Source organism: Bacillus sp. B25(2016b) (assembly GCF_001679765.1).
Lineage (GTDB): Bacteria > Bacillota > Bacilli > Bacillales > Bacillaceae_G > Bacillus_A > Bacillus_A thuringiensis_K.
In genome coordinates, this window is record NZ_CP016285.1 from 1,167,697 (window position 1) to 1,192,836 (window position 25,140).

A 25,140-nucleotide genomic window follows, 5' to 3' on the forward strand; every position below is an offset into this window, starting at 1 on the left:
GTGGAGACGATTTTAGATAAAATTGTAGAACAGAAGAAAAAGGAAGTTGCGGAGTTATGTGAAATATATACACCAGTAAAAGCAAAAAGAAAGACACATTCACTCGTAGAATCATTACAGCAGTTTACTGTTATTGCAGAAGTAAAGCGAGCGTCACCATCAAAAGGAGATATCAATTTACACGTTGATGTACGAAAACAAGTGAAAACATACGAAGAATGTGGCGCAGGAGCAGTTTCTGTTTTAACAGACGGTCAATTTTTTAAAGGGTCGTTTCATGATTTACAAACGGCAAGAGAAGAAAGTAACATTCCGCTTTTATGTAAAGATTTCATAATCGATAAGATTCAAATTGATAGAGCATATGAAGCTGGCGCAGATATTATTTTATTAATTGTAGCAGCTTTAACGAAAGAGAAATTAAAAGAGCTATATAGCTATGTACGAGAAAAAAGATTAGAAGCAATTGTTGAAGTTCATGATGAAGAGGAATTAGAAATTGCAATCGAATTAAATCCGCACGTTATCGGTATTAACAACCGTAATTTAAAAACATTCGAAGTCGATTTAGGCCAAACAGAAAAGCTTGGAAAACGATTAAATGAGGAGAAATTACTTTGGATTAGCGAAAGCGGGATTCATTCAAAAGAGGATATTATCCGTGTTAAAAGAGCTGGAGCAAAAGGTGTATTAGTTGGAGAAGCACTTATGACATCATCTTCTATTCGTACCTTTTTTGAAGATTGTAAGGTGAACATATGAAAGTGAAAATTTGCGGCATCACTGATATGGAAACAGCAAAACGTGCTTGCGAATACGGAGCAGATGCACTCGGATTTGTTTTTGCAGAAAGTAAGCGAAAAATCACTCCAAAGAGAGCGGAAGAAATCATTCAGGAGCTTCCAGCCAACGTGTTAAAAATCGGTGTTTTCGTAAATGAATCAGTAGAAGTGATCCAGAAAATTGCAGATGAGTGCGGGTTAACACATGTACAACTACATGGGGATGAAGACAATTATCAAATTAGAAGATTGAATATTCCGTCTATAAAGTCGCTAGGAGTAACTTCAGAGAGTGATATGAAAAACGCCCAAGGGTATGAAACGGATTATATATTATTTGATAGCCCGAAGGAAAAGTTTCACGGAGGAAATGGAAAGACATTTTCTTGGGAATTACTTGGGTATATGCCAAAAGAATTACGAGAGAAAACGATATTAGCTGGTGGATTAAACGCTCTTAATATAGAAGAAGCAATTCAAACTGTTCGACCATATATGGTTGATGTAAGTAGCGGAGTAGAGACGGAAGGAAAGAAAGATGTAGAGAAAATAAAACAATTTATTAAAAAAGCGAAGGAGTGTTCCAAATGAATTACGCATATCCAGATGAAAAAGGTCACTACGGTATATATGGAGGACGATACGTTCCAGAAACGTTAATGCAATCTGTATTAGAACTAGAAGAAGCGTATAAAGAGGCGATGGAAGATGAAGCATTTCAAAAGGAATTAAATCATTATTTAAAAACGTATGTCGGAAGAGAAACACCGCTTTATTTCGCTGAGAATATGACGGAGTATTGCGGAGGTGCAAAGATTTATTTAAAACGTGAAGATTTGAATCATACAGGGGCTCATAAAATTAACAATACAATTGGTCAGGCGCTTCTTGCGGTACGAATGGGCAAGAAAAAAGTTGTCGCTGAAACAGGAGCTGGACAACACGGAGTCGCAACAGCTACTGTATGTGCTCTTCTCGGATTAGAATGCGTCATTTTTATGGGAGAAGAAGATGTAAGACGTCAAAAATTAAATGTGTTCCGAATGGAATTACTCGGAGCGAAAGTAGAAAGTGTAGCGGCAGGTAGCGGTACATTAAAAGATGCGGTAAACGAGGCGCTTCGTTACTGGGTTTCACATGTGCATGATACGCACTACATTATGGGATCTGTTCTCGGACCACATCCATTCCCGCAAATTGTCCGTGATTTCCAAAGTGTAATTGGAAATGAAACGAAAAAACAATATGAGGCGTTAGAAGGAAAGTTACCAGAAGCAGTCGTTGCTTGTATTGGTGGTGGTAGTAATGCGATGGGAATGTTTTATCCATTCGTACACGATGAAGAAGTCACTCTTTACGGCGTAGAAGCAGCCGGAAAAGGCGTTCATACAGAAAAGCATGCAGCGACTTTAACGAAAGGAAGCGTCGGCGTTTTACACGGATCGATGATGTATCTTCTACAAAATGAAGAAGGACAAATTCAAGAAGCTCACTCTATTTCAGCAGGACTTGATTATCCAGGTGTTGGTCCAGAACATAGTTTGCTAAAAGATATTGGCCGCGTTTCTTATCATTCGATAACAGACGAAGAAGCATTAGAAGCATTTCAATTATTAACGAGAAAAGAAGGCATTATCCCAGCGTTAGAAAGTTCACATGCTGTCGCATACGCATTAAAATTAGCTCCGAAAATGAAGGAAGATGAGGGACTTGTCATTTGTTTATCTGGCCGCGGCGATAAAGATGTAGAGAGTATAAAACGTTATATGGAAGAGGTGTGAAAAATGGGAGTAGAAAAAATTAAAGCAGCGTTTGAAAGTGGTAAGAAAGCATTTATTCCGTACGTAATGGGCGGAGATGGTGGTCTTGAAAAATTAAAAGAAAGAATTCGTTTTTTAGATGAAGCGGGAGCGAGCATCGTTGAAATTGGCATCCCGTTTTCAGATCCAGTTGCAGACGGTCCAACGATTCAAAGAGCAGGGAAACGAGCGCTAGATGGCGGTGTAACAGTAAAAGGCATTTTTCAAGCATTGATAGAGGTAAGGAAAGAAGTACAAATTCCGTTTGTACTCATGACATATTTAAATCCAGTACTCGCATTCGGAAAAGAACAATTCATTGAGAGATGCTTAGAAGCGGGTGTAGACGGCATCATCGTTCCAGATTTACCGTATGAAGAACAAGATATTATTGCGCCGCTCCTTCGAGAGGCGAATATCGCTTTAATTCCACTCGTTACCGTAACGAGCCCAATTGAGCGAATCAAAAAAATTACGAGTGAATCAGAAGGATTCGTATACGCCGTTACAGTAGCGGGCGTAACAGGAGTACGTCAAAATTTTAAAGAGGAGATTCATAGTTACTTAGAAAAAGTAAAATCACACGTCAACTTACCAGTAGTCGCTGGATTCGGCATCTCAACAAAAGAACATGTAGAAGAAATGGTTACAATATGCGACGGCGTTGTCGTTGGAAGTAAGATCATTGAGCTTTTAGAAAATGAAAAGCGAGAAGAAATATGTGAATTAATATATGCAACAAAACAAAAAGAAGAGGCGTAGTCTCTTCTTTTTGTTTTGCGTAATAAATGTTAAAATATACAGAAAATACATATAATTAAAGGGGAGAGAAGGCATGCTAAGACGTAAACTACTATATCTATTTTTAACTGTACCGCTATACGCTTGGCTAATTAGCATGACGAAAATAGAGTTAATGGCTCTATTTTTAGGATATGTATTCATCTTTTCCAACTTAAATCGCATTCAAGAACAGTCTATTTTAGAAATATGTCTATTTTCGATTAGTATAGAATTATTTAGTATCGTTTCGATTGTATTATTAAATGAATTATTTCTACGGATTCATTCATTTACATTAATGAAATTTTGGAATATTATATTGCAAGCAATATGTACTTACATTGTGTTTGTTGTGTTGAAAGAAATAGTCGGAAAGCAGACAGTTTTTCAAGATAATAGAAAATGGGAGTGAATGAAAAGGAGCCGTTTGGTTCCTTTTTTGAATCTGTTGTAAAAACAATTGAAAATTATAACATCTGTTATATAATAGTTAAAAATTGTATTTTAAACGAAATGAGATGATAACATGGCCATGTTGTTGGCGCTTATCCCAATTATGATGATTTTCATTTGTTTATTTTTATTTAAACAAACGTCATTAAGGTCCTCGTTAATTTCTTATGCAGTGTCTGTCGGAATCGTTTTACTCTCGCCAACGTTTCGATTAGGGATAAGTGAAACTGTGCACGCAACGATTAAAGGATGGTTAATTTGTTTTATTGTCGGGTACGTTTTATTTTTCGGTATTTTTTTATTTCACCTCATGAACAAAATGGGATACATCGATCAAGTAGCACGTTTTTTAGAAGAAATCACACATGATCGCTTATTACAAATGCTGCTTATGTGTTTTGGCATTTGCCCGCTTATTGAATCAGTAAGTGGATTTGGTATTGGATTCATGGTTGCAGCACCTATTTTTCTTTCGCTAGGCTATAAACCATTTCAAGCTGTACTGCTCTCATTCATCGGCTTACTAGCTAGTTCATGGGGCGCAATGGCAACGGGTACGATTATCGGTTCGCAGCTAATAAATATGCCTCTTACAACACTTGGTACAAATACAGCGCTATTAAGTATTCCGATGTTTGCTTACTTCGTTATTCTTTCTTTACACGTTGTTGGCGGCTGGCAAGCGGTTATAGAAAAGTGGAAAGAAGGAGCAGGGTTCTTTCTATTATTTTCTCTCGGAATATATCTTTCTAATGCGTACGTAAGTGTTGAACTAGCCGGGATATTAAGTTCTATCGTTACGATTACATTTGGCTTTCTTATCATTAAATTAAAAGGAAAAAGTGGGCAAAATCTTATAACAGAACATGCGGCTGCAACGGAGAGAGAAGTATCCATTATAAAAATTATTAGCCCTTATATATTTCTAACAGTTTGTATTTTACTTTCTCGCCTCGTTCCAGCATTACATGATTTGTTCAGATCATATGCGGTTCTTGATTTGAAATCATACTCTTACAAACTAGAGTTACTATATTCACCAGGATTTTGGCTCGGTATGACTTGCTTATTTACTATTATTTTCTTCCGCATTCCGTCTAATATTATTAAACAATCATTCTCACAAACGATCAAACAATGGATTCCATTTGCTATTACGACGACAATGTTTATCGCCATTTCAGAACTAATGGGTGCATCTGGCATGCATTCATTACTTGCAAAAATAGCTGGTGAAACATTTGGAAGCTTTTTCGTTTTTGTTGCTCCGTTTATTGGCGCTATTGGTGGATTTTTAACAGGTAGTAACGCAGGATCAAATGCAATGTTTATAAAACTACAAATGCAAACCGCACAAAACGTAGCACTCCCGTGGCAATATGTCACAACACTTCAAAACACCGCATCATCAGTAGCGACAATCGCTTGTCCATCACGGATTACATTAGGTGCTTACTTATGTAATATCCCTTACCGTGAAAATGAACTATTAAAGAAGACGACGTTAATGATCTTTGGTGCGGTTTTACTTGTAGTGGTAGAGGTTATTGTTTGGTATATGTTGAGAAATTAAAAATCCCCCTAACATAGGAGGATTTTTTTTATGAGTGTATAATGATTTAAATATGAATAGCTTCTACTAAATGAATAGGAGATGAAATGTATGCCCCTAAAAAACTACGGTGTGTTAAAAGGTACAGTTATACAATCAAAGATTGGAAAAGGGAAAACACCTCATTATCAAGTTCATTTACAAGATGAAGTAGGAGTAGATTATCGTATTGCAATTAACGTAAAATCGCAAAGTTATCCGTCAGAAGTTTTATATTTTGCGAGTAACAATATTAAATCAGAAGCAATTCATATTTTACCGACATTACCATTCGGTTTTACAGAAATAAAAAACAATGAACCGAAAGTGGCTTTAGATTATGTAAGAGGAAATCTATTTGATTCAAAACAAATGATTCCTTTGCCTCCCGAAAAAGCAGGAGCAGATAATGATTTAAACGAAAAAATAGAACGTTATATAAAGCGAGCGATAGAAGAAAAAGCGATTATTTACGCGTTTGGTGAAAGATGGGGATCAGAAGAAAATACACCAGATTCCTATTTTCATTTCAAACCAGGAAACGGTATACATGATATTCACATGAATCAAGGGAATGTAGAGAAATGGAAAGGTGATAATGGCATATGGCAAGACGGAGGGATACTCATTCACTTTGAAAAGGAAGAAGAATGGATTGGTATCTTTCTTGCATTCCAATCACAGTCATGGTGTACCGATGAAGAAGGGCATGCTCGCGTTCCGGTTGAGCATTGTGATTATAAGGGGAATAATTAATAAGAAGAGGGCGTTTAAAAAGAACGCCCTCTTCTTATTTTATAAAACGAAAAACTAACAAGTGTAGAAATACAAGAGAAAAGCAGTGCTACACTAGAAAACGCAATGAGATACATATTATATTTCATAACCTGTCCAATTAGCTGGTTACTGTCGTATTGAAACAGTCCCGCGATGATGTTGAATAAAAATAAAACGATAAACATGACGATAACACCGTCTATTGATCCTTTAATGTCTGGTTTACTTAAAGCGATATGTGCGGAAATGCAAATGGCGATAAATAAAAATAACCAAAAGGAAGGATTCAATAAATTGCCGATTGTAAATAAGCTTTTCAATAATACAAACGTCGACAAGAGCATGTTTTGGATCATTTCTACATTAATAGAAGTAGAAGCAATCGTTTTTTCGAGAGTTGTATTAAATAAAAAATATGATTCTGGTACGAAATAGCGCATTAAAAGGATTAGTGCAGTAATACCAGAAATAATAGGCCCAATGCCGATGAAGAAATTCCCAATCCGTTGATACACACTTTTTTGATTGTATTGATGTTGTACGTAACCTAAAGCCCCTTGACTTGTATCTGTCGGGAAGAACTGCGTTGCTACAATTTTATGACGGAACAGCACGCACATAATGGCATGTCCAAGTTCGTGAATAGGAACACCAATCCAAGCCGTTAATAGGAATCCTTTTCTTCCAAAAGCTCTCGACCAATACATGCGTGTGAGAGATTCTAAATAGCCTAATAGAAATCCAATTACAATGATAACGCCAATTAAAGATAATAATTGGATTACGCTTGTAAGGAGTATTTGAAAAATTGAGTTTACCAATTCCATTGCCAGTCATCCAATCTGTTAAAAATATTATTTATTCTGTTTCATAATAGCATTTTTTTTCAAGATTACTAGCACATATATTTTCTTTCGGAAGAAGGATTTCAGAATCTTTTTCTTGTAGTCATGTTTTATGTCCAAAGTCATATATTGAACTTGTAACACCCTATATGGTATATGCTTAAGGAGGGATAAGAGAATGAAATGTCCGTCATGTCATACAGAAAATGCAGCGGAGGCAAAATTTTGCGGGAATTGTGGACATTCGTTAACGGAAGAGGTAGTGGCAAGTAGTGGTCAAGAAGAAGGGCCGGAACAAGCACGTGCGGCACAAGCGAAGAAAACTGGGCCAAATGAAACGGTAGAACAAGCGAAGCGGTTTGCGAGCGGCTATTTTCAATTTTTTAAACATGCATTACAAGCACCGACAGCGATTATGAAAAGCGGCGCTATTGAAGTGCGAAATGGAATTGTAAGTCTTATTCTTATTTGTTTTTTAGGAGCATGTATTTTTTATAGAATGATGAGTGCAGCATCAGCAGTTACGAGAACATTTGCACCAGATATATCTACTCCTACGTTTTTTGGAGCATCTATAACGGTCTTTTTCTTTTTATTAATTTTAACTTTATTTGTCGGATTTATTATTTTTGTAAGTGGTAAGATGATGAAATCATCTTTTTCGTTTCTTGAAGTATTCGGTATATGGGGAACGATAGCGACGCCGGCTATTGTCATATTAGTCCTTTCTTTTCTTTTTAGTTTCTTATTAATCTTTTTCTTACCGATATTATTATCGGTAGCTACAACTTATATAGGGATTAGTATAACTGTAGCGGTATTAAAACTAGCCAATGGCGGATTAGATCTCGTTTACACACTTATTATTGCGAATGTTTTAATTGGAATTGCAACATTCATTGTACTTTGGTCTTACATTAGCACGATAATTCAAGCCTTAACACAAGGAATAACTGGCTTCTAATGAAAAGGTGGTTGACTGGATGAAGGTATGTACAAAGTGCGGAGTTCAGTTTGAAGATGGTGTGCAATTTTGTCAAAACTGCGGGACGAAGAGGGGACGTTCTGTAGTAAAGAAGAACATGAGCGGTGGTGTAAAAGTTGGCATTACACTGTTAGCGCTATTTGTTATAGCGATTATTGGATTGTATTTGTACGGATCGTCGTATTATACGCAGGTGGCACAAGTAGACCGGATGATTACGATTTTACAAGAGAGGGACGGAGAGAAATTAGCTGAGATCGTTACGGCAGATGATCCATCGATTATGATAACGAGAGAGAGCGTAACGCCTCTATTTTCATATATAAAAGAAAATCCATCTTACGTAAATGAATTAAGAGAATACTTGAGACAAGGTGAAAAACAACGGGATGGAATAGAAAGAGCTGATTTTTCATTAACGAAAGACGGAAAGTATTTCTTTATATTTGATCGCTATAAATTGAAAGCGAAGACGTACTATACAACTTTGCTTACAAATGAAAAAGACGTATCGTTAAAAATGAACGGAAAAGAAATTGATAAGACAGATGACAAAAAGTTTGAGAAGCAATATGGGCCATTTCTTCCGGGAAATCAATTGTTTCAATCAGAATATAAAAATGACTACGTAAAACTATTGCGTGAGGAAAAGGTTGTACTTATGAAACAAAGCCAAAATAACGTAACGGTAGATTTAACGTTGCAAGGTCAATATATTACAGTTCAAACGAACGCGCCTGGTGCAACATTGTACGTAAATCAAAAACCAGTTACAGCGCTGGCAGGAGAAGAAATTACATGGGGGCCTGTAGCGACTGATGGAAGTGCGACGATTTATTTAGAACGAAATGGAGAAAGTGGACGGGAAACGACAAAAGTAGAGACGGTAACGGCACTCTCGTCTTATAATCTTCCATTCCAAAAGAAAAGTACAGAAAAACCAGTTGTTTATAATGTTACCCCGCCACCTACGACTGAGTATGTATATAATGGTTTCATCTTTCCTGATAGTGATATTCGAAAATTAACGAGCGCAGATTTAACATATTTATCGAAAGAGCAGTTGAAAATTGCTAGAAACGAAATATATGCAAGGCATGGCCATATTTTTCAAACGAAAGATATGCAAGCGTATTTTGCAAAACAGTCTTGGTATAGAGAGAATCCTTATTTTACAGGAACGTTAACAGATATCGAAACTTATAATATTGAACTAATCAAATCAAGAGAATAGAGCGCTTGAAAAAGGTACAGTGTATATTGCTGTACCTTTTCTATCGTTATTTAGCTGGACCAGGATCCCTAGAGAAAAAGATATGAAAGAGAAATGTGACTTTACTTGCTCCCCCGGATGTACTGGCTTGCACATCAGATAAAGAACTAGACGTTAAGGCAGCTTCAGAATGAGGAGGAACGACTATTTTGAGTGTATCATCTGATTCTGATGATATAGTAACCGTTATTGTATCATCAGAAACATTTACAATTTTAATAGTACCGACGGGGAAGATGGACTTACCAGCATGTGATGCAGAAGCAAAGCGAGTGGCTTTCCAAATAGTTTGAGAGAAAGTATCATTGTCTGATAACCAAGCGCGAGCACTGTATAATGTTGCATTAACGGTAAATTCTTGTTCAAGCGGGAGGGCGGCTTTCGGTTCTTTCGGTTCCTCTGGAAACTGAGCGAGAAGACCAGCGCACATGTATGTTTCACCTACTTTCAATAGTTACTGTTATAGCATATTAAACATGTTGTTTATAAGACACGACAGTTACCTATTCATACATAAGTTTGTGCACCAAATTTGAAGATGAAATTCTCTTTCTTTACAATGGAAGTAGGTGTTATTTCTATAAAATATGGAAAACGTAAAGAATATGTAAAAAAGAAGGAGTGGTAAAGTGAACTATGTCATTATTGGCGGAGATGCAGCTGGTATGAGTGCAGCTATGCAAATTGTTAGAAACGATGAAAATGCAAATGTTGTAACTTTAGAAAAAGGTGAAATTTATTCATACGCTCAGTGTGGATTACCGTATGTCATTAGTGGTGCTATCGCTTCAACTGAAAAGTTAATTGCGCGCAACGTGAAGACGTTTCGTGAGAAATATGGAATTGATGCGAAAGTGCGTCATGAAGTAACGAAAGTAGATACGGAAAAGAAAATGGTGTATGCAGAGCATACGAAGACGAAAGATGTCTTTGAATTTCCATATGATCGATTATTAATTGCGACTGGAGTGCGTCCTGTTATGCCAGAATGGGAGGGACGGGAATTACAAGGTGTTCATCTTTTAAAAACAATTCCTGATGCTGAGCGCATATTAAAAACGCTAGAAACGAGTAAAGTTGAAGATGTAACGATTATTGGAGGTGGTGCAATCGGACTGGAAATGGCAGAAACATTCGTCGAACTTGGTAAGAAAGTAAGAATGATTGAGCGAAATGATCATATCGGTACGATTTATGATGCGGATATGGCGGAGTATATACATAAAGAAGCAGATAAACATCATATTGAAATTTTAACGAATGAAAATGTAAAAGCGTTCAAAGGGAATGAACGAGTAGAAGCAGTTGAAACGGATAAAGGTACGTATAAAGCGGATCTTGTTTTAGTATCTGTCGGAGTGAAGCCGAATACTGATTTTCTTGAAGGAACGAACATACGTACAAATCATAAAGGGGCCATCGAGGTAAATGCATATATGCAGACGAATGTGCAAGATGTATATGCAGCTGGTGATTGTGCGAAACATTATCACGTGATAAAAGAAATTTATGACCATATTCCAATTGGAACAACTGCAAATAAACAAGGGCGACTTGCCGGGCTGAATATGCTGGATAAACGAAGAGCTTTTAAAGGAACGTTAGGTACAGGCATTATTAAATTTATGAATTTGACGCTTGCAAGAACAGGCTTAAATGAAAAAGAAGCAAAAGGACTACATATCCCGTATAAAACAGTCAAAGTAGATTCCACAAATATGGCAGGCTATTATCCAAATGCGAAACCACTTTCCTTAAAATTACTATACCGTTCTGACACGAAACAATTATTAGGTGGACAAGTAATTGGAGAAGAAGGCGTAGATAAACGTATTGATGTGATTGCGATGGCGCTTTTCAATAAAATGAGTATTCATGATTTAGAAGATGTCGACTTAAGTTATGCACCACCATATAACAGCGTGTGGGACCCAATTCAGCAAGCGGCAAGGAGAGCGGAATAGCACTTTTTAAAGTGCTATTTTTTTTACAATGAGGGAGTAAATAAAGTTTCACTTTATTTTGAATATACCGTGCCCCCTTGAAAACATCGTACGTATCGCTTATATTTTCATATAGTATTTATTTTTTAAACGAAGCAATGAACGAACCAGGGGGCGCAGTATGGCAATTAACATGAAAACAATCGAAGAATGGATTGCTGAATCAAATGCAAGACATGAAGAAGACTTTGGACACGTTGTGGAAGAAATGAAAGAAGTATGTGTCGGACTTGATAACGCGACATTAATTTATACGAAAAACGTATTTTGTTTCGGTAAAAAAGTAGAAGTCTTTTTCTTCTTCCAAGACCATGTCGTGATTGGACAAGAAAAAGACGAATATGTTGAGATTGAAAAATTAAAGTATGATGCCATTACCAATAGTAATTTAAAAACAAATGACAAAAATACTACGTTAGAATTAAAGTTTGCTAACGGACAATCTATTAATTTAGATAGTTTAAATGATAACTACGGTACGAAAAATTGGTTATTTGCTAGACAAATTAAGAGTATTTTTAAGTTAATCTAGTAAAAAAGCACGCCGTCCATCGGCGTGCTTTTAACTATGCAAAGCCCCTTTTAACCAATTCCGCGCCCGATATGCCCCAACTGGAACTTGAATAAGAGATGTTTCATTCCCAGCATCAATACCGTACAATTGATCACATGAATTTGTATCAAAACTTAGTAACGGATGCCCGCCCATCCCCATAGCAGTTGCAGCGAAAATGAGTTTATGAACGAGTATACCTGCTTCCATTTGGTGAATGCGGTATCCTCTATAGCCTAATGCACGTGTATAGTAATCTTTCTTTCCGACTACATGTAAGCAAAGTGGTACTTGAAAAAGGTTAACGTTATCCATCGTCATACTAGACTGAAGTGGGTAGCGAAGGTCTCCATATCGAATTGGTTGTATGGAATGTGTTTTACTGTTATAAGCGTAAGCCCCGTTTTTAATATTTTTCACGTTATAAAAACATCCATATAAGGAGATGCGTGTATTTTCATTTGTATACTTACCGTCAAGATCGTTGTAATAGGGGAAGGAGAGACTCGCTTCTTGTAGTAAAGTAGCGAGCTCGGCTGCATCCCATTTCGTTAAAATAAAGTCCGCATCAGGAGAATATCGTTTTCTGCAAAGTTGCAAGAAATCATACGATAACCGTTCTACTTTTGGTAGCTGTACAGCGTACGTATTATGTTGATAGTGCTCTTCATGATGTAGTGTTTGGAAGTGTGCTGTCGATTCGATCATAGAAGCTTCATTTATTTTTGTTATCATCGGATATTCATCTACATGTTTTGAGCGAATGAAATGTTCATGTGCGAGCGGCGGAATTTGTTGCAACAACTCATGAGAAGTAACTGTTTTATTTTCACGGTAATCATTGTGAAACCAATTAGTTTCTGGCTCTGTACTTAAAGGAATAACGGCATACAAACTTTCTTCACCTTCTGACAATCCGAGTAAATGGTTCAGTGCACGGTCTAGAAATTGAAAGTATACGCCGTTCGTATAACCGAACTGTTTTGCACATTCTAGTAATTGTCCAATGAGAACCCCGCTATCTAATCCTTGAAGTCGATATGAAAAGTTATTGTATTTAAAGAAGTTTTTCCAAAACATAGTCGATACGAATGCAGCACCGAAACAATCATGTATATTACAGCGATTACCGAGTGCGTCTGTTAAATAAGAATCGAAATTTCCTTCGCGAAGTAAAATAAGTCGGTGATGTGCGGCGTCATAATGGTAAATGCCGTCTGGATAATCGTCAACCTTTAAATAGATATACAATTCATTCGGGTATAAGGCACCGCCTGAAGGAATGGATCTACGTAATACATTTCTCTCGCTATTTAGCTGACATAATTGTGTTACACCAAATGAATACCAAAGGTAATAACCAATCTCATTTAGAGTAGGTGTAGTAGAAGAGTTCGATAAAGATAACGGGATTTCTAAGGAGAGCGGGATGGTAGGTACATTTCGATATAATTTATAAGGAAGCGGTGCGTCTTTCCAGTCCACCTCATGATTCGGCATAATTTCATCGATAGAGAAATGGAGATGATGTAAAAAAGTATCTAGCTGCATGAAATCCCTCCTTTACTATGGAAACGGATGTGGATGTGGATTTAATTTTTCATTCGTTAAAGGTTCGTCTGTATATCCAAGTGTCATCGGTACGGTATATACCCGGTCCAATCCTGTAACCCGAGTAAGATGGTGTCCGAACGTCATCGGTAACATGCCTGGAATAATAACTTTTACACAGTATAGTCCGTTCTTTTCTATAAGGGGAACGGTTTGATCTACAACAATTATTTCCAGATTAGATTGATGCAAACGATTTAAAAGTTGGTGGAGATCGGATGTTAAATCCATATCAAATGATTGTGATACATTCATTTCTTGGAACGTTTGCACCGGTGCATCTTCTCGTAAAAGGAAGTGAAGACGTTCTTCCGTTTCTTTCAATCCATACAGCATACTATGGTCTTCCATTTTATTAACGAAATAAGGATCTTGTAAGCATTTTTCGTAGTATTCTCTTTTGTGCTCGAGCTCATCGTCTGTTATAAGTAACATGCCTGCTATTTCTTGAATGGCGCTTTTTAAGGCTCGAATAGGATCTAAATGAGCGCCTCCCGCACAAACAACGTTCATTCCATTTTCACGCGTATTTTTTGCAATTACCCATAAGCTCGGGATGCCGTGTTCCATCGTCGCATTAAAAGCGTATAATTCATATCCGGTAATCGTACGTAACCGCTGGATCATTAATTGTAATTCTGTATCATTTGCTGAATTAAGATCAAGGCGGGGAAGAGGTAATTCGGCATACCAAGTGAGTAAGAAGGCATCACGCTCTACAATTTCTAAAATGCCGTGAAAAATCGCTTCTTCTAAACTACCGCCAATTGCACATCCATTTGATGTTTCATACACGAAAGCATCTCGATGACCGAGGCTGTAATAAGCAATTGATTCAGGAACTAAAAGCGGTCTGTTTTGTGATAAAGAATATCCCCATACCCAGTTTTGCTCATAATCAGGATCAAACGGTTTAAATGGAAAATTATTACGATTGTAATGTTCATTTGTATGTACACCGAGTGTGAGGGGATTTAGTGCATGTTCCTCTAAATCATGAAAACTACCATGCACATTTGTTTTTTTTCCACGAGGCGACATACCGCAATATCGTTCTAAACCTTCTAAAATGGCAGTTGCTTCACTCACTGCAAATGAATGAGTTCGGCCTGCAACACCTTCATTTCCAAACATTAATGGCATGTTTATAATGACGTCAGCGAATGGTAATAAAGAATGCTGTATTTTGCCGTTCAACATACCGACCCGATAATCTAAATAGTCTCTTGTTAAAAATGTGTTTAATTCATGAATGGAACGGCAGCGATACGTTTCGGTGCTTACTTTTAAACTCGGTTGTAAAGAAACTTCCGCCGCATCCGCAGTATCATCAGGTAAATTACTACATACAGGACAGAGAGGATCTGGAAGAAAAGAATGCCGCGTACATTGTAATGTTTGTAAGTTTAGTAAAATAAGTTCATTTTCTAAAGAGGAATGGTTATGAGTTAATATTTTTTCTGTTTCTGCGCAAATAATATGGCACATTTGCAACATTCCATTTTGGGTGGCACGTACATCACGCCTCGTTACATTATCTGCTTTAAAGGCATATTTCCGCTGTAGTTCCCACATTTCTTTTTGATCAAAGCCAGCGATAAAACGGCGTCCATCAGAACAATGGGAACATCCGGGCGCAAGAGGATGAATGTAAGGACCGATAATACCTTCGCCAAATGAAGTAAAACCACGTAGCCACGGGATATGTTTTGACCGAAAAATTAGCTCAGCATCATGATGAATAGTAGAAGGAGATCCATCATGTAATACGAGAGCGAGATGAATATTTTCAGGAAGTTCTTCTGTAAGGGTATGCTGGCGAATGATGGAATATTGTTTGCATAATTGATCATGTACATAGTCTGCAAGAAGGCCATCTCCTATAAGCAATATATTTTGAGTCATAGACCGTCCTCCTTTGCAATTAATACTCCGTATACACCGTCTAAGCTTTCTTTCAAAAATGGTTCAATTGCTAAATCAAATACGAATGGGTAAAAATTATGTTCTTCTAAATGTTGTAAGGCGAGTTGTAAAGATTGTACGCTTGGAATGTCTTCTTCCGCTTGTATTTCCACTCTAAAAGAATCCGTGTCATATAAAATAATAGACGATTCAGGCAAGATATTAGCTCTGTAAGGAGTCTCTTCACTTTGAATGTGGAGCAGTGATAGTTGTAGTGCGTTCCGTAACGCTAACGTCATATTAATATTAGATGCACCGTACCATCTATCATTTATACCAACCCAAACGACTGGAAAACTAAGAATCTCTTCGCTCATTGCGATTTTAGGTGTTTCATGAATTGTAGCAAGGGCATCGTAATAAAATCTACAATGTTTATCGTGAATATCAGTTAAATCAATCGTTGTAAGTTCTTCTAGCATATGTGATTGCCGCTCATACAATTTATTGTTTAAATGTTGTTGTAGTGCCCGGTAAAATCCTTCTGTCATCGTTTCTCCAGCCCCGATACCGATATCGTTATGTTCAGGAATAAGGCGGTGAATGATTTCTGCTACATATGTTTCAATTCCTGTTAAACCAGCTTCTCGGCGTGCTTCATTATGAGTCAATCCACTGCGAGTCATAAGAGGCAGAAGGGGAGCTGGGCCATCTGATAGTGGATTGGCTACTTGAATATAGCACTGTGATAACGGTAATTGATATGAATCTTGTTCATCCCATACATGGAATATACCGGATTCTTTAGAAGTTAATGAGTCAAAAAATCGGAATACATCAGTTGAAGTATGTTGGTTCGACCGATGCTCAAGTTTTTCAGAAAGATTTTCTATCGTATCAATTGTAAAACTTTCATCAGTTGCAAGAGGGTGTTTTATAAAAGGATGCCACGTTCCTTCAAGTGTTTCATAGTTTAATAAAAAGAATTGTGATTCTTTTTCACGATATGAATCATCCGCGACATGTTTAAACAATTCAAAAACGATTACATTTGCTAACATGGCAGATGTAATTGGTGAGAAGGAATCCGATGAATTTTCATTTTGCAAAGTCGTTTCATGTAGCCGATGCCATGCGGATTCCCAGCATTCATCACGATTTTCCGTTACGACAGGTCCAGCTATACCGAGTGTTGATAAACAAATAGCTGGTATAAAATTCTTTTTCGTTTCTCTACAAATAGTGTGAACTGTTTTTAAACCGTCAATGTCTCCATTTTGAGAAACATATAAAATCCAATCAAAAGGTTCGAATACTTCATGCAAGGGACGGTCAATTGTAGTATCGATTTCTTGAAGGAGTACACTATTATCAACTTCATATGCACGTTCTATTAGCTCATGTATTCTGTCATAGTTTGTTTCATCTCGATCTGTAACGAGGTAATGAAATGTAGGTAAACCAGATTCTAATAAAGAAGAAACTAAAGAAGTAAGCATATCTCCGGAGCCAAGTACAAGGACATTTGCTCCGCGGTATGTTTCAAATTTTAAAGCACCTGAATGAGAATCAGCTTCTAAAAATTCAATTTGTGAAGCATATCTGTCGAGTAATGTACTGTTTAATTCATGAGGTGCATCTTGATTTGCATCGCGAACGAAACCATTTTCATATAAAATCTCTCCAATTTCAAATACTCGATTTTGATAGGGGAGAGGGAGGCCATCGGTTATTTCTGCTAAAGAATAATTCCCGTTAAACATTGGCATTAATTTTTCAATCCAGTCATAAATTCCATCACCGTCCATGCGAAATGAACTGGCGTTATTTCGAAAATAGACACCCCCGTTTGAATCGGGGAGGAAGAAAGTATCCTTATTTACTTTAAGTTTTGCATGAATTGGAAGGTTATTCATTTTAATCCTCCTTACGTTTAGGCATACATTATTACCTTATGTCATGAAATTTGTCCCGTATGAACACAATAAAAAAAGGCTGTAGAATGAATCATTCTACAGCCTTTAATAGATTTTTAATCTATCAACCTTCTAATAATAATGACTTTGGATCTTCAAGCATATCTTTAACAGCAACAAGGAAGCTAACTGCTTCTTTACCATCTACAATACGGTGATCGTAAGATAAAGCAATGTACATCATTGGGCGGTTTTCCATACGCTCGTTATCAATTGCAACTGGGCGTACTTGAATTTTATGCATTCCTAAAATACCAACTTGAGGGCTATTTAGGATCGGTGTTGACATTAGAGAACCGAATACACCACCGTTTGTAATTGTAAATGTACCACCTTGTAGTTCTTTTAATGAAAGTTTGTTATCGCGTGCTTTTTTACCTAATTCACGAATCTCGCTTTCGATTTCAGCGAAGTTTAATTGGTTAGCATCGCGTACAACTGGAACAACTAATCCATCTGGAGCTGCTACTGCAATACCGATATCATAGAATTTTTTAATGATAAGCTCGTCACCTTGAATTTCAGCATTTAATAGTGGGAATTGTTTTAATGCTGCAACAACTGCTTTTGTGAAGAATGACATGAAGCCAAGACGTACATCATGTTTTTTCTCGAAAGCATCTTTGCGTTCTTTACGTAATTCCATGATCGCACTCATATCAACTTCGTTAAATGTTGTTAACATTGCAGATGTTTGTTGAACTTCTACAAGACGTTTTGCAATTGTTTGACGGCGGCGGGACATTTTCACGCGCTCAACTGGTTTTTCGAATTCCGTTTTTGCAACTGGAGCAGGAGCTGGACTCTTTGGAGCAGCTGGTGCTTCTTTTGGTGCTGCAGCATGAGCTTGTACATCATGTGGTCTCACGCGTCCAAGTGGATCTGTACTACGTACGTCGTTTAAGTCGATTCCTAATTCACGAGCCATTTTTCTAGCAGCTGGTGATGCGATAGGACGGTCTGTATTTGGTAAACCTTGTAGTGTTGCAGTTTGCTCACCATTTGGTGCCGCAGCTTTCGGTGCTTCAGCCGTTTCTTGTTTTGGTTGCTCAGCAGCCGGTGCAGGTGTACTTACTGCAACTGGTGCTCCATTAGCATCTAAAATTGCGATAGTTGCTCCAACTTCAACTGTATCCCCAGGTTCGCCTAGTAACTTCGATACAATACCTGAATCTTCTGCAATGATTTCTACATTGACTTTATCAGTTTCAAGCTCAACAACGCTGCCACCTTTCTCAACTTTGTCGCCTACGTTGATAAGCCATTGTGAAATAGTTCCTTCAGTAATAGATTCTGCAAGCTCAGGTACTTTAATTTCGATCATTTTAAATGTCCTCCCCTTATTTGCCTAACGGTGTGTTTTTTCTTCTTTTGTCTTCGGTAATCTCCATTTGTTAGCCTGGCCTTGGGCAGATATTCTGCCCAAGGAACAAGCTAGAAACCTTCATTGTTACTTTTTAGTTGCTGTAAACTTCAATTTCTTGTTTATCTTGACGGAAGTTATACTTCACATCTAAAGCATGTGCAACAATTAGTTCTTGCTCAGCTTTGTGAGCGAATGGATCGCCGCCAGATGGACTAGAGCGATCAGGACGTCCAATGTAACCTGTTTTCACTTTATCTCCAGCAAGTTCGAACAGAATTGGAGCCATGTAATGCCATGCGCCCATATTACGAGGTTCTTCTTGAACCCAAATGATTTCTTCTAAGTTTTTAAAGCGTTTAATAATAGATTGAACTTTCTCAGCAGGGAATGGGTACAATTGCTCAATACGAACGACATGAACTTCGTCTAAGTTGTACTCATGTTTACCAGACTCGATTTCTGCTGCTAAGTCAATTGCCATTTTACCTGTGCTTAAAACAAGACGTTTTACTTTATTTGGTTTCATGCCAAGGTTTTCTTGTTCTAAAGCAGGTTGGAAACGTCCTTCGCTTAACTGACTAGCAGTTGAAAGCGTAAGTGGGTGACGTAATAAACTCTTCGGCGTCATCAATACTAATGGTCGAACAGCTTCTGTTCCTAAGATAGATGCTTGACGACGCAGGATATGGAAGTATTGAGCCGCGCTCGTTAAGTTTGCAACTGTCCAGTTATTCTCAGCAGCTAACTGTAAGAAACGCTCTGGACGTGCACTAGAGTGCTCTGGTCCTTGACCTTCATAACCGTGTGGTAATAGAAGAACTAAACCAGATTTTTGACCCCATTTTGCTCTTCCAGCTGAAACATATTGATCAAATAATGCTTGCGCAGTATTTGAGAAGTCACCATATTGCGCTTCCCACATAACAAGAGTTTCTGGAGCGAATACGTTATAACCATATTCGTAACCAACAACAGCAGCCTCTGATAACGGACTGTTATGAACAGAGAACGAAGCATTAATGTTTGGTAAGCGATGTAACGGTGAATATGTTTCATTTGTATCAGTATCGTGTAATACGATATGACGGTGTGCGAATGTACCACGCTGTGAATCTTGACCAGTTAAACGAATTGGCGTACCTTCTTGTAAAATAGAAGCGAATGCTAATGATTCAGCAAGTGCCCATTCAATTTTACCGTTCTCTTCAAGAGCATCTTTACGGCGCTCAAGAATTTTCTTCACTTTTGGATATACGTTAAAGCCTTCTGGCCAAGATAGTAGACCTTCATTAATTGCACGAAGTGAGTCAATCTCAACACCAGTATCAATTGACTGAATACCTTTTGCAACAACATCTGGTACTTTAACGTGAATTGTTGCATCACTCGTATCAGCTGGTGGTACTTGTGCATAGTCGGATTTTAATTGCTCTTGTGTAAACTGTGTAATTGTTTCAACCTCATCTGCATTTAGAACACCAGCAGCTTGTAATTGATCTGCATAAATTGCTCTTACAGTTGGATGGTTTTTAATTTTTTTGTACACTTGTGGTTGCGTAACTGCTGGATCATCCATTTCGTTATGACCGTAGCGGCGGTAACCAATTAAATCGATTAAGAAATCTTTTTTGAACAACATGCGATATTGAATCGCAAGGTTAGCAGCTGCAAGACAAGCTTCCGGATCATCAGCGTTCACGTGAACAATCGGAATATCGAAACCTTTTGCAAGGTCACTTGAATATTTCGTAGAACGAGAATCATAGCTATCAGTCGTAAAACCAACTGCATTGTTTGCGATAACATGAATCGTTCCGCCTGTTTGATACGCGTTCAATCTGCTTAAGTTGAGTGTCTCAGATACAATACCTTGACCAGGGAATGCAGCATCACCATGAACTAAAATTACGAATGATTTTGAAGTATCTTGATCTGGAAGACCAGATTTTTTACGATTCTCTTGAGCAGCACGTGCGAAACCTTCTACTACAGGATTCACGAACTCAAGATGACTCGGGTTATTTGCTAATGTAACGCGAGTGCTAACTTCTTCGTTACTAACGACTTGTTCTCTACCTAGGTGGTATTTCACGTCGCCAGTCCAGCCAGAATTGGCTACTGCGCCTTCTATTTTTGCATGTTTGAACTCAGCAAACATGTGACTATATGGTTTTTCTAATACGTGAGCAAGTACGCTTAGGCGACCGCGGTGAGCCATACCAATCATGACATCCTCTACGCCGTTTTTAGCACCTTCTAGAACAATTTCATCTAAAACAGGTACAAGCATATCAACGCCCTCGATAGAGAAACGTTTTTGCCCAACGAATGTTTTATGCAAGAATTGCTCGAAACCTTCAACAGCTGTTAAACGTTTTAAAAGAGCAGTTCGTTTTTTATTTGATAGTGGTTGACGCAATGAATTTGATTCCACCATTTGATGCAACCACGCGCGTTCTTCACTATCTTGTATATGAGAAAATTCATAAGCTAAAGATTTTGTATAAACGTCTTTTAATCTATGAATTACATCAAGTGCAGTGTGAATACCTTCTGGTGCATCTGGCCATACTGTTTTCGCTGGAATCGCTTTCAAGTCAGCATTGCTCAGTTCGTTCATTGCTTTCTCAAGAAGAGATTGTCCATTTGCAGCATCTTCCATCGGGTTGATGTGAGCCAACGTGTGCCCGAAAGAACGAATCTGCTCAACAAGTTGAACGACTTTAAGAATTTTTTCAATGTTACCTGTGTTTTGAGGAGAAAAATGTGTTGCTGTGTTGTCCCCTGTTACGACATCATCTTGAAACGAAGGAGCTCCAAAAATTTCAAAAAGCTCTTGTAATTCCGGATCAACAGAACCTGCTCCAGTTACGTAAAGATCATACTGCTCAATAACATAACCAAGGTTCGGACCGTGGAACTTGGCCCAAGGGTTTGTCGTTGTATTCTTCCTCGTCATTTGTTTAAACCTCCCAATGCATATAATCCTTTTCCATACAAAGGTGCATTTTGCTCTTTTTCAATAAGTAATGAATCAGTAATCAATGTAAATGTTTTCTTTACTCTTATGTTATTACAATAATTTACATAATACCAAACACTATTACTTATCTGTTTTGTAAAAAAACATTCACAATAACTTATCACCCAAGTTAATCTTTCATGTTATAAAGTAATTTTACAGAAAAATGGGGTGGATATATTTGGTATGCCTATACTAATAGCTATAATTGTTGCATTTAAATATAGGTATAATAGTTAGAATGTTTCGATAAAAATAGTTTGAATTATGTATATTGAAATAATAAGCGCTTTCATAGATATTATACAACAATATAACGGAATATAGTATAAAAAATAAAAAATTATGAATTTACCGTAAACTTTATTTAGATAGTGTTAAATATTGAAAGGAAAGTGAAGGATTTCTACAAAAAAAGTTGCTAAACATAAAAAATGCTTCATAAACAGTTAGTTTCTATAAATATGACGAAAAACACCGTAAAACAAATAACGCATTTCGTGGAATAAAGAAATAAATGAAATATTTTAAAAGGATAAAACAAATATGGAGATATTAAATTTTAAAAAAAGAAGTGAGGAGATATAGTAACAGCTATTTACAGTGTTCCGTGTTTCGCTTCAAAATAGACGTGCTGAAATTTAAAAAAGTTTCTTCTATATAAATAGCGTGAATAATAATCAAAATATATGTAAAGGGAACTTGACGTAAAGTTTCCTTTACATATATACTCGGTATATGGAAGGAGGGAGAAATTTCCTTGGAAAATAAAATGGTCGAATACCGGAAAAAATTTGGACTATCTCAAGAAAAGTTGGCTGAGAAACTTGGAGTTTCCAGACAAACCATTATCTCAATTGAAAAAGGGAAATACGATCCATCACTTCCGCTAGCATTTGAAATAGCGAAAACATTTCAGACAACAATAGAACATGTATTTATTTATGAAGGAAAAGAAGAGGGGGAATAGGGATGAATTATTCACAAAAGTACTTTGTGATTATGGGAATTACTTTTCTATTTATGAGTGGATTTATGATATTAACAGGTATAATGACGCATTCTGCACCGCCAAGTCCTACTTATACGTTACTTGCAATGATGATTATGTGTTTCTGCCTTAGTTACTTGCACCCACAATTTAAAGAAAAAGATGAGCGAATGAAACTTATTCGTTATAAAGGAATGTTTGTAACCTTTTTTGCATTAACGGCATATTATCTTCTTTTCTCTATCGGCTTAAACTTAAAAATACTTACACTATCAGCTACTGAATTATTGAATATACTTATGGCACTTACAATGAGTACCGTCTTTATCTCATTTGTTGTTTTAGCAAAAAGATATTAAGATGGAGGAGAGAAAGGAAGATTAAGATATGCAAATGATGTATGCTTTTGGCATTGGGCTTGTATTATTTTTAGCCGTATTCTTATTTATTCGTAAAGACGTTCAAGGTGGGACGTTAACGAAGCGAGGATTTTATAAATTAATCGGCTGTTTAGTTGTTATGCTTATAGCAATTATTGTAATGATCGTATTAATTAATCAGTCACTATAGAATGTAAAAACGGAACCTTACTTCGGTAAGGTTTTTTTATTATTAAACCTAAAAATTACCACCTAATCCATTTACCGTAAATAATTTGTGTTATATAATCCAATGAAATGATAGATAAGGAGTGTAGTATATGAATAAAAGAACTATCTTCTATTTATTAACTTGTATACTACTTGTTGCTAGTACTACTTATATAATATGTAACAAAAGAGAACAAGTGCCACCTATATTAGTATGGGACGAACAAGAATAATATGTTACGAATGAACCTGCCAAAGTAGAAGAAGTTGGGCAAAAACTTGGCGAAGTAACAAAGAAAATTAAAACAAGTAGAAAACCTACTAAAAATAGTGAATCTAATACATTACAAGAGAAAACAGAAGTATTCATAATGATTGAGGAAGAAAAAAGTGATTACCCGCCTTTAATCATAAAGGAAGCTTATAGTGATGAATATAGGGTAGTGAGACCGATGTTGAAGCAAGTATTATGATGAAAAGGGGATTCATATGCAGACAGTAACTTTGTATCCGTGGTCGTTAAGAAAAATATTTGTCTTTTTCCTCCTATCGGTGCCGCTTACATTTTGATGAATAGAGGAGCAATACAAAAGAGAGATTACATTTTATATTTATTATTTACTGATATTAATATATCACTTTGGTTATTGCTTATGATTTTTGATTGGAGTATGTGGATGGTGGCGGGTAGTAGGGAGCAGAAAATGTGGTTCATTTGTGCTACGGATATAGATTGATAGAAGAGGGACCTTGTAGGAATGCTGCAAGGTCCTTTATCTTTTGGGAATTAATAGGGAACGAATCATATAAATGCTATACTAAAAAATGTTTGTAATGTAAGTTTCATAATATTGTATGATGCTGACTTACTAGAAAAGATAAGAGGAGAATGAGTGTGCAAAAGATAAAGAGATTATTGCTATTAATGATGGTAGTAGGATTAACAGCAGGTGTTTTAGCAGGGTGTGCAAATCCGAAAGATACTACAGAAGAATTTTTAACAGCGATACAAAAAGGTGATGTAGAAAAAGCTCGTACATTTGTTGAGAGTGACAAGGAATTTAATAAACTAAATGAAAAAACAGATGATGCTGAGGCAAAAGCAATGCTAAGTGCAATTACAAAGAACTTTAAATTTGAAAAGCTAGAAGAAGTATCGAAAAAGGATGACAAAGCAGAAGTGAAAGTGAAAATTACATCTGCTGATCTATCCGTTGCTGTAACAAAAGCAGTGGGAGAAGTTGTGCCAATGGCCTTCGCTAGCGCATTTAGTGAAGACAAAGAACAATCTGAAAAAGCAATCGAAAAAACAATGACCTCAACTATCATCAAAAACTTAACAGATAAAGATGCAGCAATGGCAACTCGCGAAGTTACATTGAACTTAAAGAAAGACAAAGATGGCGACTATAAAATCGTTGCTGACGATAACTTGAAAGAAGTATTGTTTGCAAATGCGAAGTCTTTGGAGAAGATGTTTGGTGGGAAGTAATTGAATGAGATAAAAAAGAGACGCCATATCACGTAGAAGGTTGATATGGTGTCTCTTTTTCATATGACCCCGGAGAGGCTCGAACTCACGACCTCCACCCTGTCAAGGTCGGGAGTATAATTTCCCTTAGTGTTCAAAAATGTCCAAAAATGACTTTATATTAAGGGTTTAAGGAAACTTTTAAAATTTAATTGAACTGTAGTTTTCGTTGGTTTTCGCTAGTGTGTGACCATTAGGTGACCAGCAACAATAGATTACTGCAAAAATGAATTTCATGGTGCAAAGAAAATTATTAATAAACAGTTGGTGGAATGGGAGCAAAGAGACGTAGAGGATCTAAGTT

Annotated in this window: 22 protein-coding genes and 2 pseudogenes; 17 read left to right on the plus strand and 7 right to left on the minus strand. The window is 36.9% G+C overall.

What is annotated here, in order from left to right:
* From trpC to BAQ53_RS06045, 7 genes are all read left to right on the plus strand, one after another.
* Window positions 1-762: an indole-3-glycerol phosphate synthase TrpC gene (gene trpC, locus BAQ53_RS06015; protein WP_208906604.1), complete on the plus strand. Its 762-nt coding sequence runs from the start codon at window positions 1-3 to the stop codon at window positions 760-762.
* The gene (locus BAQ53_RS06020) at window positions 759-1,373 is read left to right on the plus strand and encodes a phosphoribosylanthranilate isomerase (protein ID WP_000865119.1); all 615 of its coding nucleotides are present in this window, start codon (window positions 759-761) and stop codon (window positions 1,371-1,373) included. Before trpC ends, BAQ53_RS06020 begins: the two co-directional genes overlap by 4 nt.
* Complete coding sequence (gene trpB, locus BAQ53_RS06025; RefSeq protein ID WP_001105002.1) at window positions 1,370-2,563, plus strand: tryptophan synthase subunit beta; 1,194 nt, start codon at window positions 1,370-1,372, stop codon at window positions 2,561-2,563. Before BAQ53_RS06020 ends, trpB begins: the two co-directional genes overlap by 4 nt.
* Window positions 2,564-2,566: 3 nt before the next feature.
* Complete coding sequence (gene trpA, locus BAQ53_RS06030) at window positions 2,567-3,343, plus strand: tryptophan synthase subunit alpha (protein WP_000537841.1); 777 nt, start codon at window positions 2,567-2,569, stop codon at window positions 3,341-3,343.
* Between the two features lie 73 nt (window positions 3,344-3,416).
* Window positions 3,417-3,776, plus strand: a complete 360-nt coding sequence (locus tag BAQ53_RS06035; RefSeq protein WP_000946131.1) for a DUF4029 domain-containing protein — start codon at window positions 3,417-3,419, stop codon at window positions 3,774-3,776.
* 114 nt (window positions 3,777-3,890) lie between these two features.
* Entirely contained in the window at window positions 3,891-5,390 is a 1,500-nt protein-coding gene (locus tag BAQ53_RS06040) for an L-lactate permease (protein WP_208906605.1), read from the plus strand.
* 90 nt (window positions 5,391-5,480) lie between these two features.
* The gene (locus tag BAQ53_RS06045; protein ID WP_208906606.1) at window positions 5,481-6,164 is read left to right on the plus strand and encodes a DUF2278 family protein; all 684 of its coding nucleotides are present in this window, start codon (window positions 5,481-5,483) and stop codon (window positions 6,162-6,164) included.
* Between the two features lie 14 nt (window positions 6,165-6,178).
* On the opposite strand, the gene BAQ53_RS06050 is transcribed toward BAQ53_RS06045, so the two are convergent.
* Window positions 6,179-7,012, minus strand: coding sequence for a hypothetical protein (locus BAQ53_RS06050; protein ID WP_000424529.1), 834 nt, complete (start codon window positions 7,010-7,012; stop codon window positions 6,179-6,181).
* A gap of 196 nt (window positions 7,013-7,208) precedes the next feature.
* Between BAQ53_RS06050 and BAQ53_RS06055 the strand changes: the two genes are divergently transcribed.
* Both BAQ53_RS06055 and BAQ53_RS06060 read left to right on the plus strand, forming a co-directional pair.
* Entirely contained in the window at window positions 7,209-7,994 is a 786-nt protein-coding gene (locus tag BAQ53_RS06055; protein WP_208906607.1) for a zinc ribbon domain-containing protein, read from the plus strand.
* A 19-nt stretch (window positions 7,995-8,013) separates the two neighbouring features.
* Window positions 8,014-9,249, plus strand: a complete 1,236-nt coding sequence (locus BAQ53_RS06060) for a TcaA 3rd/4th domain-containing protein (RefSeq protein ID WP_208906608.1) — start codon at window positions 8,014-8,016, stop codon at window positions 9,247-9,249.
* Between the two features lie 46 nt (window positions 9,250-9,295).
* Here BAQ53_RS06060 and BAQ53_RS06065 read toward each other — a convergent pair whose 3' ends face one another.
* Window positions 9,296-9,718, minus strand: a complete 423-nt coding sequence (locus tag BAQ53_RS06065; protein ID WP_000332395.1) for a hypothetical protein — start codon at window positions 9,716-9,718, stop codon at window positions 9,296-9,298.
* Window positions 9,719-9,917: 199 nt separating this feature from the next.
* Here BAQ53_RS06065 and BAQ53_RS06070 point away from each other — a divergent pair, with 199 nt between their 5' ends.
* Window positions 9,918-11,252: an FAD-dependent oxidoreductase gene (locus BAQ53_RS06070; protein ID WP_208906609.1), complete on the plus strand. Its 1,335-nt coding sequence runs from the start codon at window positions 9,918-9,920 to the stop codon at window positions 11,250-11,252.
* A 160-nt stretch (window positions 11,253-11,412) separates the two neighbouring features.
* Window positions 11,413-11,823, plus strand: coding sequence for a DUF3908 family protein (locus tag BAQ53_RS06075; RefSeq protein ID WP_000996782.1), 411 nt, complete (start codon window positions 11,413-11,415; stop codon window positions 11,821-11,823).
* A gap of 30 nt (window positions 11,824-11,853) precedes the next feature.
* On the opposite strand, the gene BAQ53_RS06080 is transcribed toward BAQ53_RS06075, so the two are convergent.
* The 5 genes from BAQ53_RS06080 to odhA form a co-directional block, all read right to left on the minus strand.
* Window positions 11,854-13,395 (minus strand): SagB family peptide dehydrogenase, encoded by a 1,542-nt coding sequence (locus BAQ53_RS06080; RefSeq protein WP_001175551.1) that lies wholly within the window; start codon window positions 13,393-13,395, stop codon window positions 11,854-11,856.
* 15 nt (window positions 13,396-13,410) lie between these two features.
* Window positions 13,411-15,360 carry a TOMM precursor leader peptide-binding protein gene (locus tag BAQ53_RS06085; RefSeq protein WP_000192987.1) on the minus strand — a complete coding sequence of 650 codons (1,950 nt, stop codon included), beginning with the start codon at window positions 15,358-15,360 and terminating at the stop codon, window positions 13,411-13,413.
* Window positions 15,357-17,276 (minus strand): putative thiazole-containing bacteriocin maturation protein, encoded by a 1,920-nt coding sequence (locus BAQ53_RS06090; protein ID WP_001061558.1) that lies wholly within the window; start codon window positions 17,274-17,276, stop codon window positions 15,357-15,359. The genes BAQ53_RS06085 and BAQ53_RS06090 overlap by 4 nt, the downstream gene beginning before the upstream one ends.
* A 124-nt stretch (window positions 17,277-17,400) precedes the next feature.
* Window positions 17,401-18,660, minus strand: a complete 1,260-nt coding sequence (odhB, locus tag BAQ53_RS06095) for a 2-oxoglutarate dehydrogenase complex dihydrolipoyllysine-residue succinyltransferase (protein ID WP_208906610.1) — start codon at window positions 18,658-18,660, stop codon at window positions 17,401-17,403.
* A 133-nt stretch (window positions 18,661-18,793) separates the two neighbouring features.
* Window positions 18,794-21,661 (minus strand): 2-oxoglutarate dehydrogenase E1 component, encoded by a 2,868-nt coding sequence (gene odhA, locus BAQ53_RS06100; RefSeq protein WP_000197156.1) that lies wholly within the window; start codon window positions 21,659-21,661, stop codon window positions 18,794-18,796.
* A gap of 823 nt (window positions 21,662-22,484) precedes the next feature.
* Here odhA and BAQ53_RS06105 point away from each other — a divergent pair.
* From BAQ53_RS06105 to BAQ53_RS06125, 6 genes and pseudogenes are all read left to right on the plus strand, one after another.
* Window positions 22,485-22,694: a helix-turn-helix transcriptional regulator gene (locus tag BAQ53_RS06105; protein ID WP_000428506.1), complete on the plus strand. Its 210-nt coding sequence runs from the start codon at window positions 22,485-22,487 to the stop codon at window positions 22,692-22,694.
* 2 nt (window positions 22,695-22,696) lie between these two features.
* Complete coding sequence (locus BAQ53_RS06110) at window positions 22,697-23,074, plus strand: permease (RefSeq protein WP_208906611.1); 378 nt, start codon at window positions 22,697-22,699, stop codon at window positions 23,072-23,074.
* A 28-nt stretch (window positions 23,075-23,102) separates the two neighbouring features.
* Window positions 23,103-23,285, plus strand: a complete 183-nt coding sequence (locus tag BAQ53_RS06115) for a DUF3976 domain-containing protein (protein WP_001178294.1) — start codon at window positions 23,103-23,105, stop codon at window positions 23,283-23,285.
* A gap of 130 nt (window positions 23,286-23,415) precedes the next feature.
* Window positions 23,416-23,778: pseudogene (locus BAQ53_RS06120) on the plus strand (hypothetical protein).
* Between the two features lie 16 nt (window positions 23,779-23,794).
* A pseudogene (locus tag BAQ53_RS26180) lies at window positions 23,795-24,042 on the plus strand (hypothetical protein).
* A gap of 158 nt (window positions 24,043-24,200) precedes the next feature.
* Entirely contained in the window at window positions 24,201-24,797 is a 597-nt protein-coding gene (locus BAQ53_RS06125; RefSeq protein WP_001169497.1) for a DUF4878 domain-containing protein, read from the plus strand.
* The last annotated feature ends 343 nt before the right edge of the window (window positions 24,798-25,140 follow it).

Coding starts and splice junctions, on each gene's coding strand:
- BAQ53_RS06020 (WP_000865119.1), top strand. CDS start 759: ATGAAAGTGAAAATTTGCGGCATCACTGATATGGAAACAGCAAAACGT.
- BAQ53_RS06080 (WP_001175551.1), bottom strand. CDS start 13,395: ATGCAGCTAGATACTTTTTTACATCATCTCCATTTCTCTATCGATGAA.
- BAQ53_RS06035 (WP_000946131.1), top strand. CDS start 3,417: ATGCTAAGACGTAAACTACTATATCTATTTTTAACTGTACCGCTATAC.
- odhB (WP_208906610.1), bottom strand. CDS start 18,660: ATGATCGAAATTAAAGTACCTGAGCTTGCAGAATCTATTACTGAAGGA.
- BAQ53_RS06110 (WP_208906611.1), top strand. CDS start 22,697: ATGAATTATTCACAAAAGTACTTTGTGATTATGGGAATTACTTTTCTA.
- BAQ53_RS06045 (WP_208906606.1), top strand. CDS start 5,481: ATGCCCCTAAAAAACTACGGTGTGTTAAAAGGTACAGTTATACAATCA.
- BAQ53_RS06060 (WP_208906608.1), top strand. CDS start 8,014: ATGAAGGTATGTACAAAGTGCGGAGTTCAGTTTGAAGATGGTGTGCAA.
- trpA (WP_000537841.1), top strand. CDS start 2,567: ATGGGAGTAGAAAAAATTAAAGCAGCGTTTGAAAGTGGTAAGAAAGCA.
- BAQ53_RS06055 (WP_208906607.1), top strand. CDS start 7,209: ATGAAATGTCCGTCATGTCATACAGAAAATGCAGCGGAGGCAAAATTT.
- odhA (WP_000197156.1), bottom strand. CDS start 21,661: ATGACGAGGAAGAATACAACGACAAACCCTTGGGCCAAGTTCCACGGT.
- BAQ53_RS06065 (WP_000332395.1), bottom strand. CDS start 9,718: ATGTGCGCTGGTCTTCTCGCTCAGTTTCCAGAGGAACCGAAAGAACCG.
- BAQ53_RS06075 (WP_000996782.1), top strand. CDS start 11,413: ATGGCAATTAACATGAAAACAATCGAAGAATGGATTGCTGAATCAAAT.
- BAQ53_RS06040 (WP_208906605.1), top strand. CDS start 3,891: ATGGCCATGTTGTTGGCGCTTATCCCAATTATGATGATTTTCATTTGT.
- BAQ53_RS06085 (WP_000192987.1), bottom strand. CDS start 15,360: ATGACTCAAAATATATTGCTTATAGGAGATGGCCTTCTTGCAGACTAT.
- BAQ53_RS06050 (WP_000424529.1), bottom strand. CDS start 7,012: ATGGAATTGGTAAACTCAATTTTTCAAATACTCCTTACAAGCGTAATC.
- BAQ53_RS06115 (WP_001178294.1), top strand. CDS start 23,103: ATGCAAATGATGTATGCTTTTGGCATTGGGCTTGTATTATTTTTAGCC.
- trpB (WP_001105002.1), top strand. CDS start 1,370: ATGAATTACGCATATCCAGATGAAAAAGGTCACTACGGTATATATGGA.
- BAQ53_RS06090 (WP_001061558.1), bottom strand. CDS start 17,276: ATGAATAACCTTCCAATTCATGCAAAACTTAAAGTAAATAAGGATACT.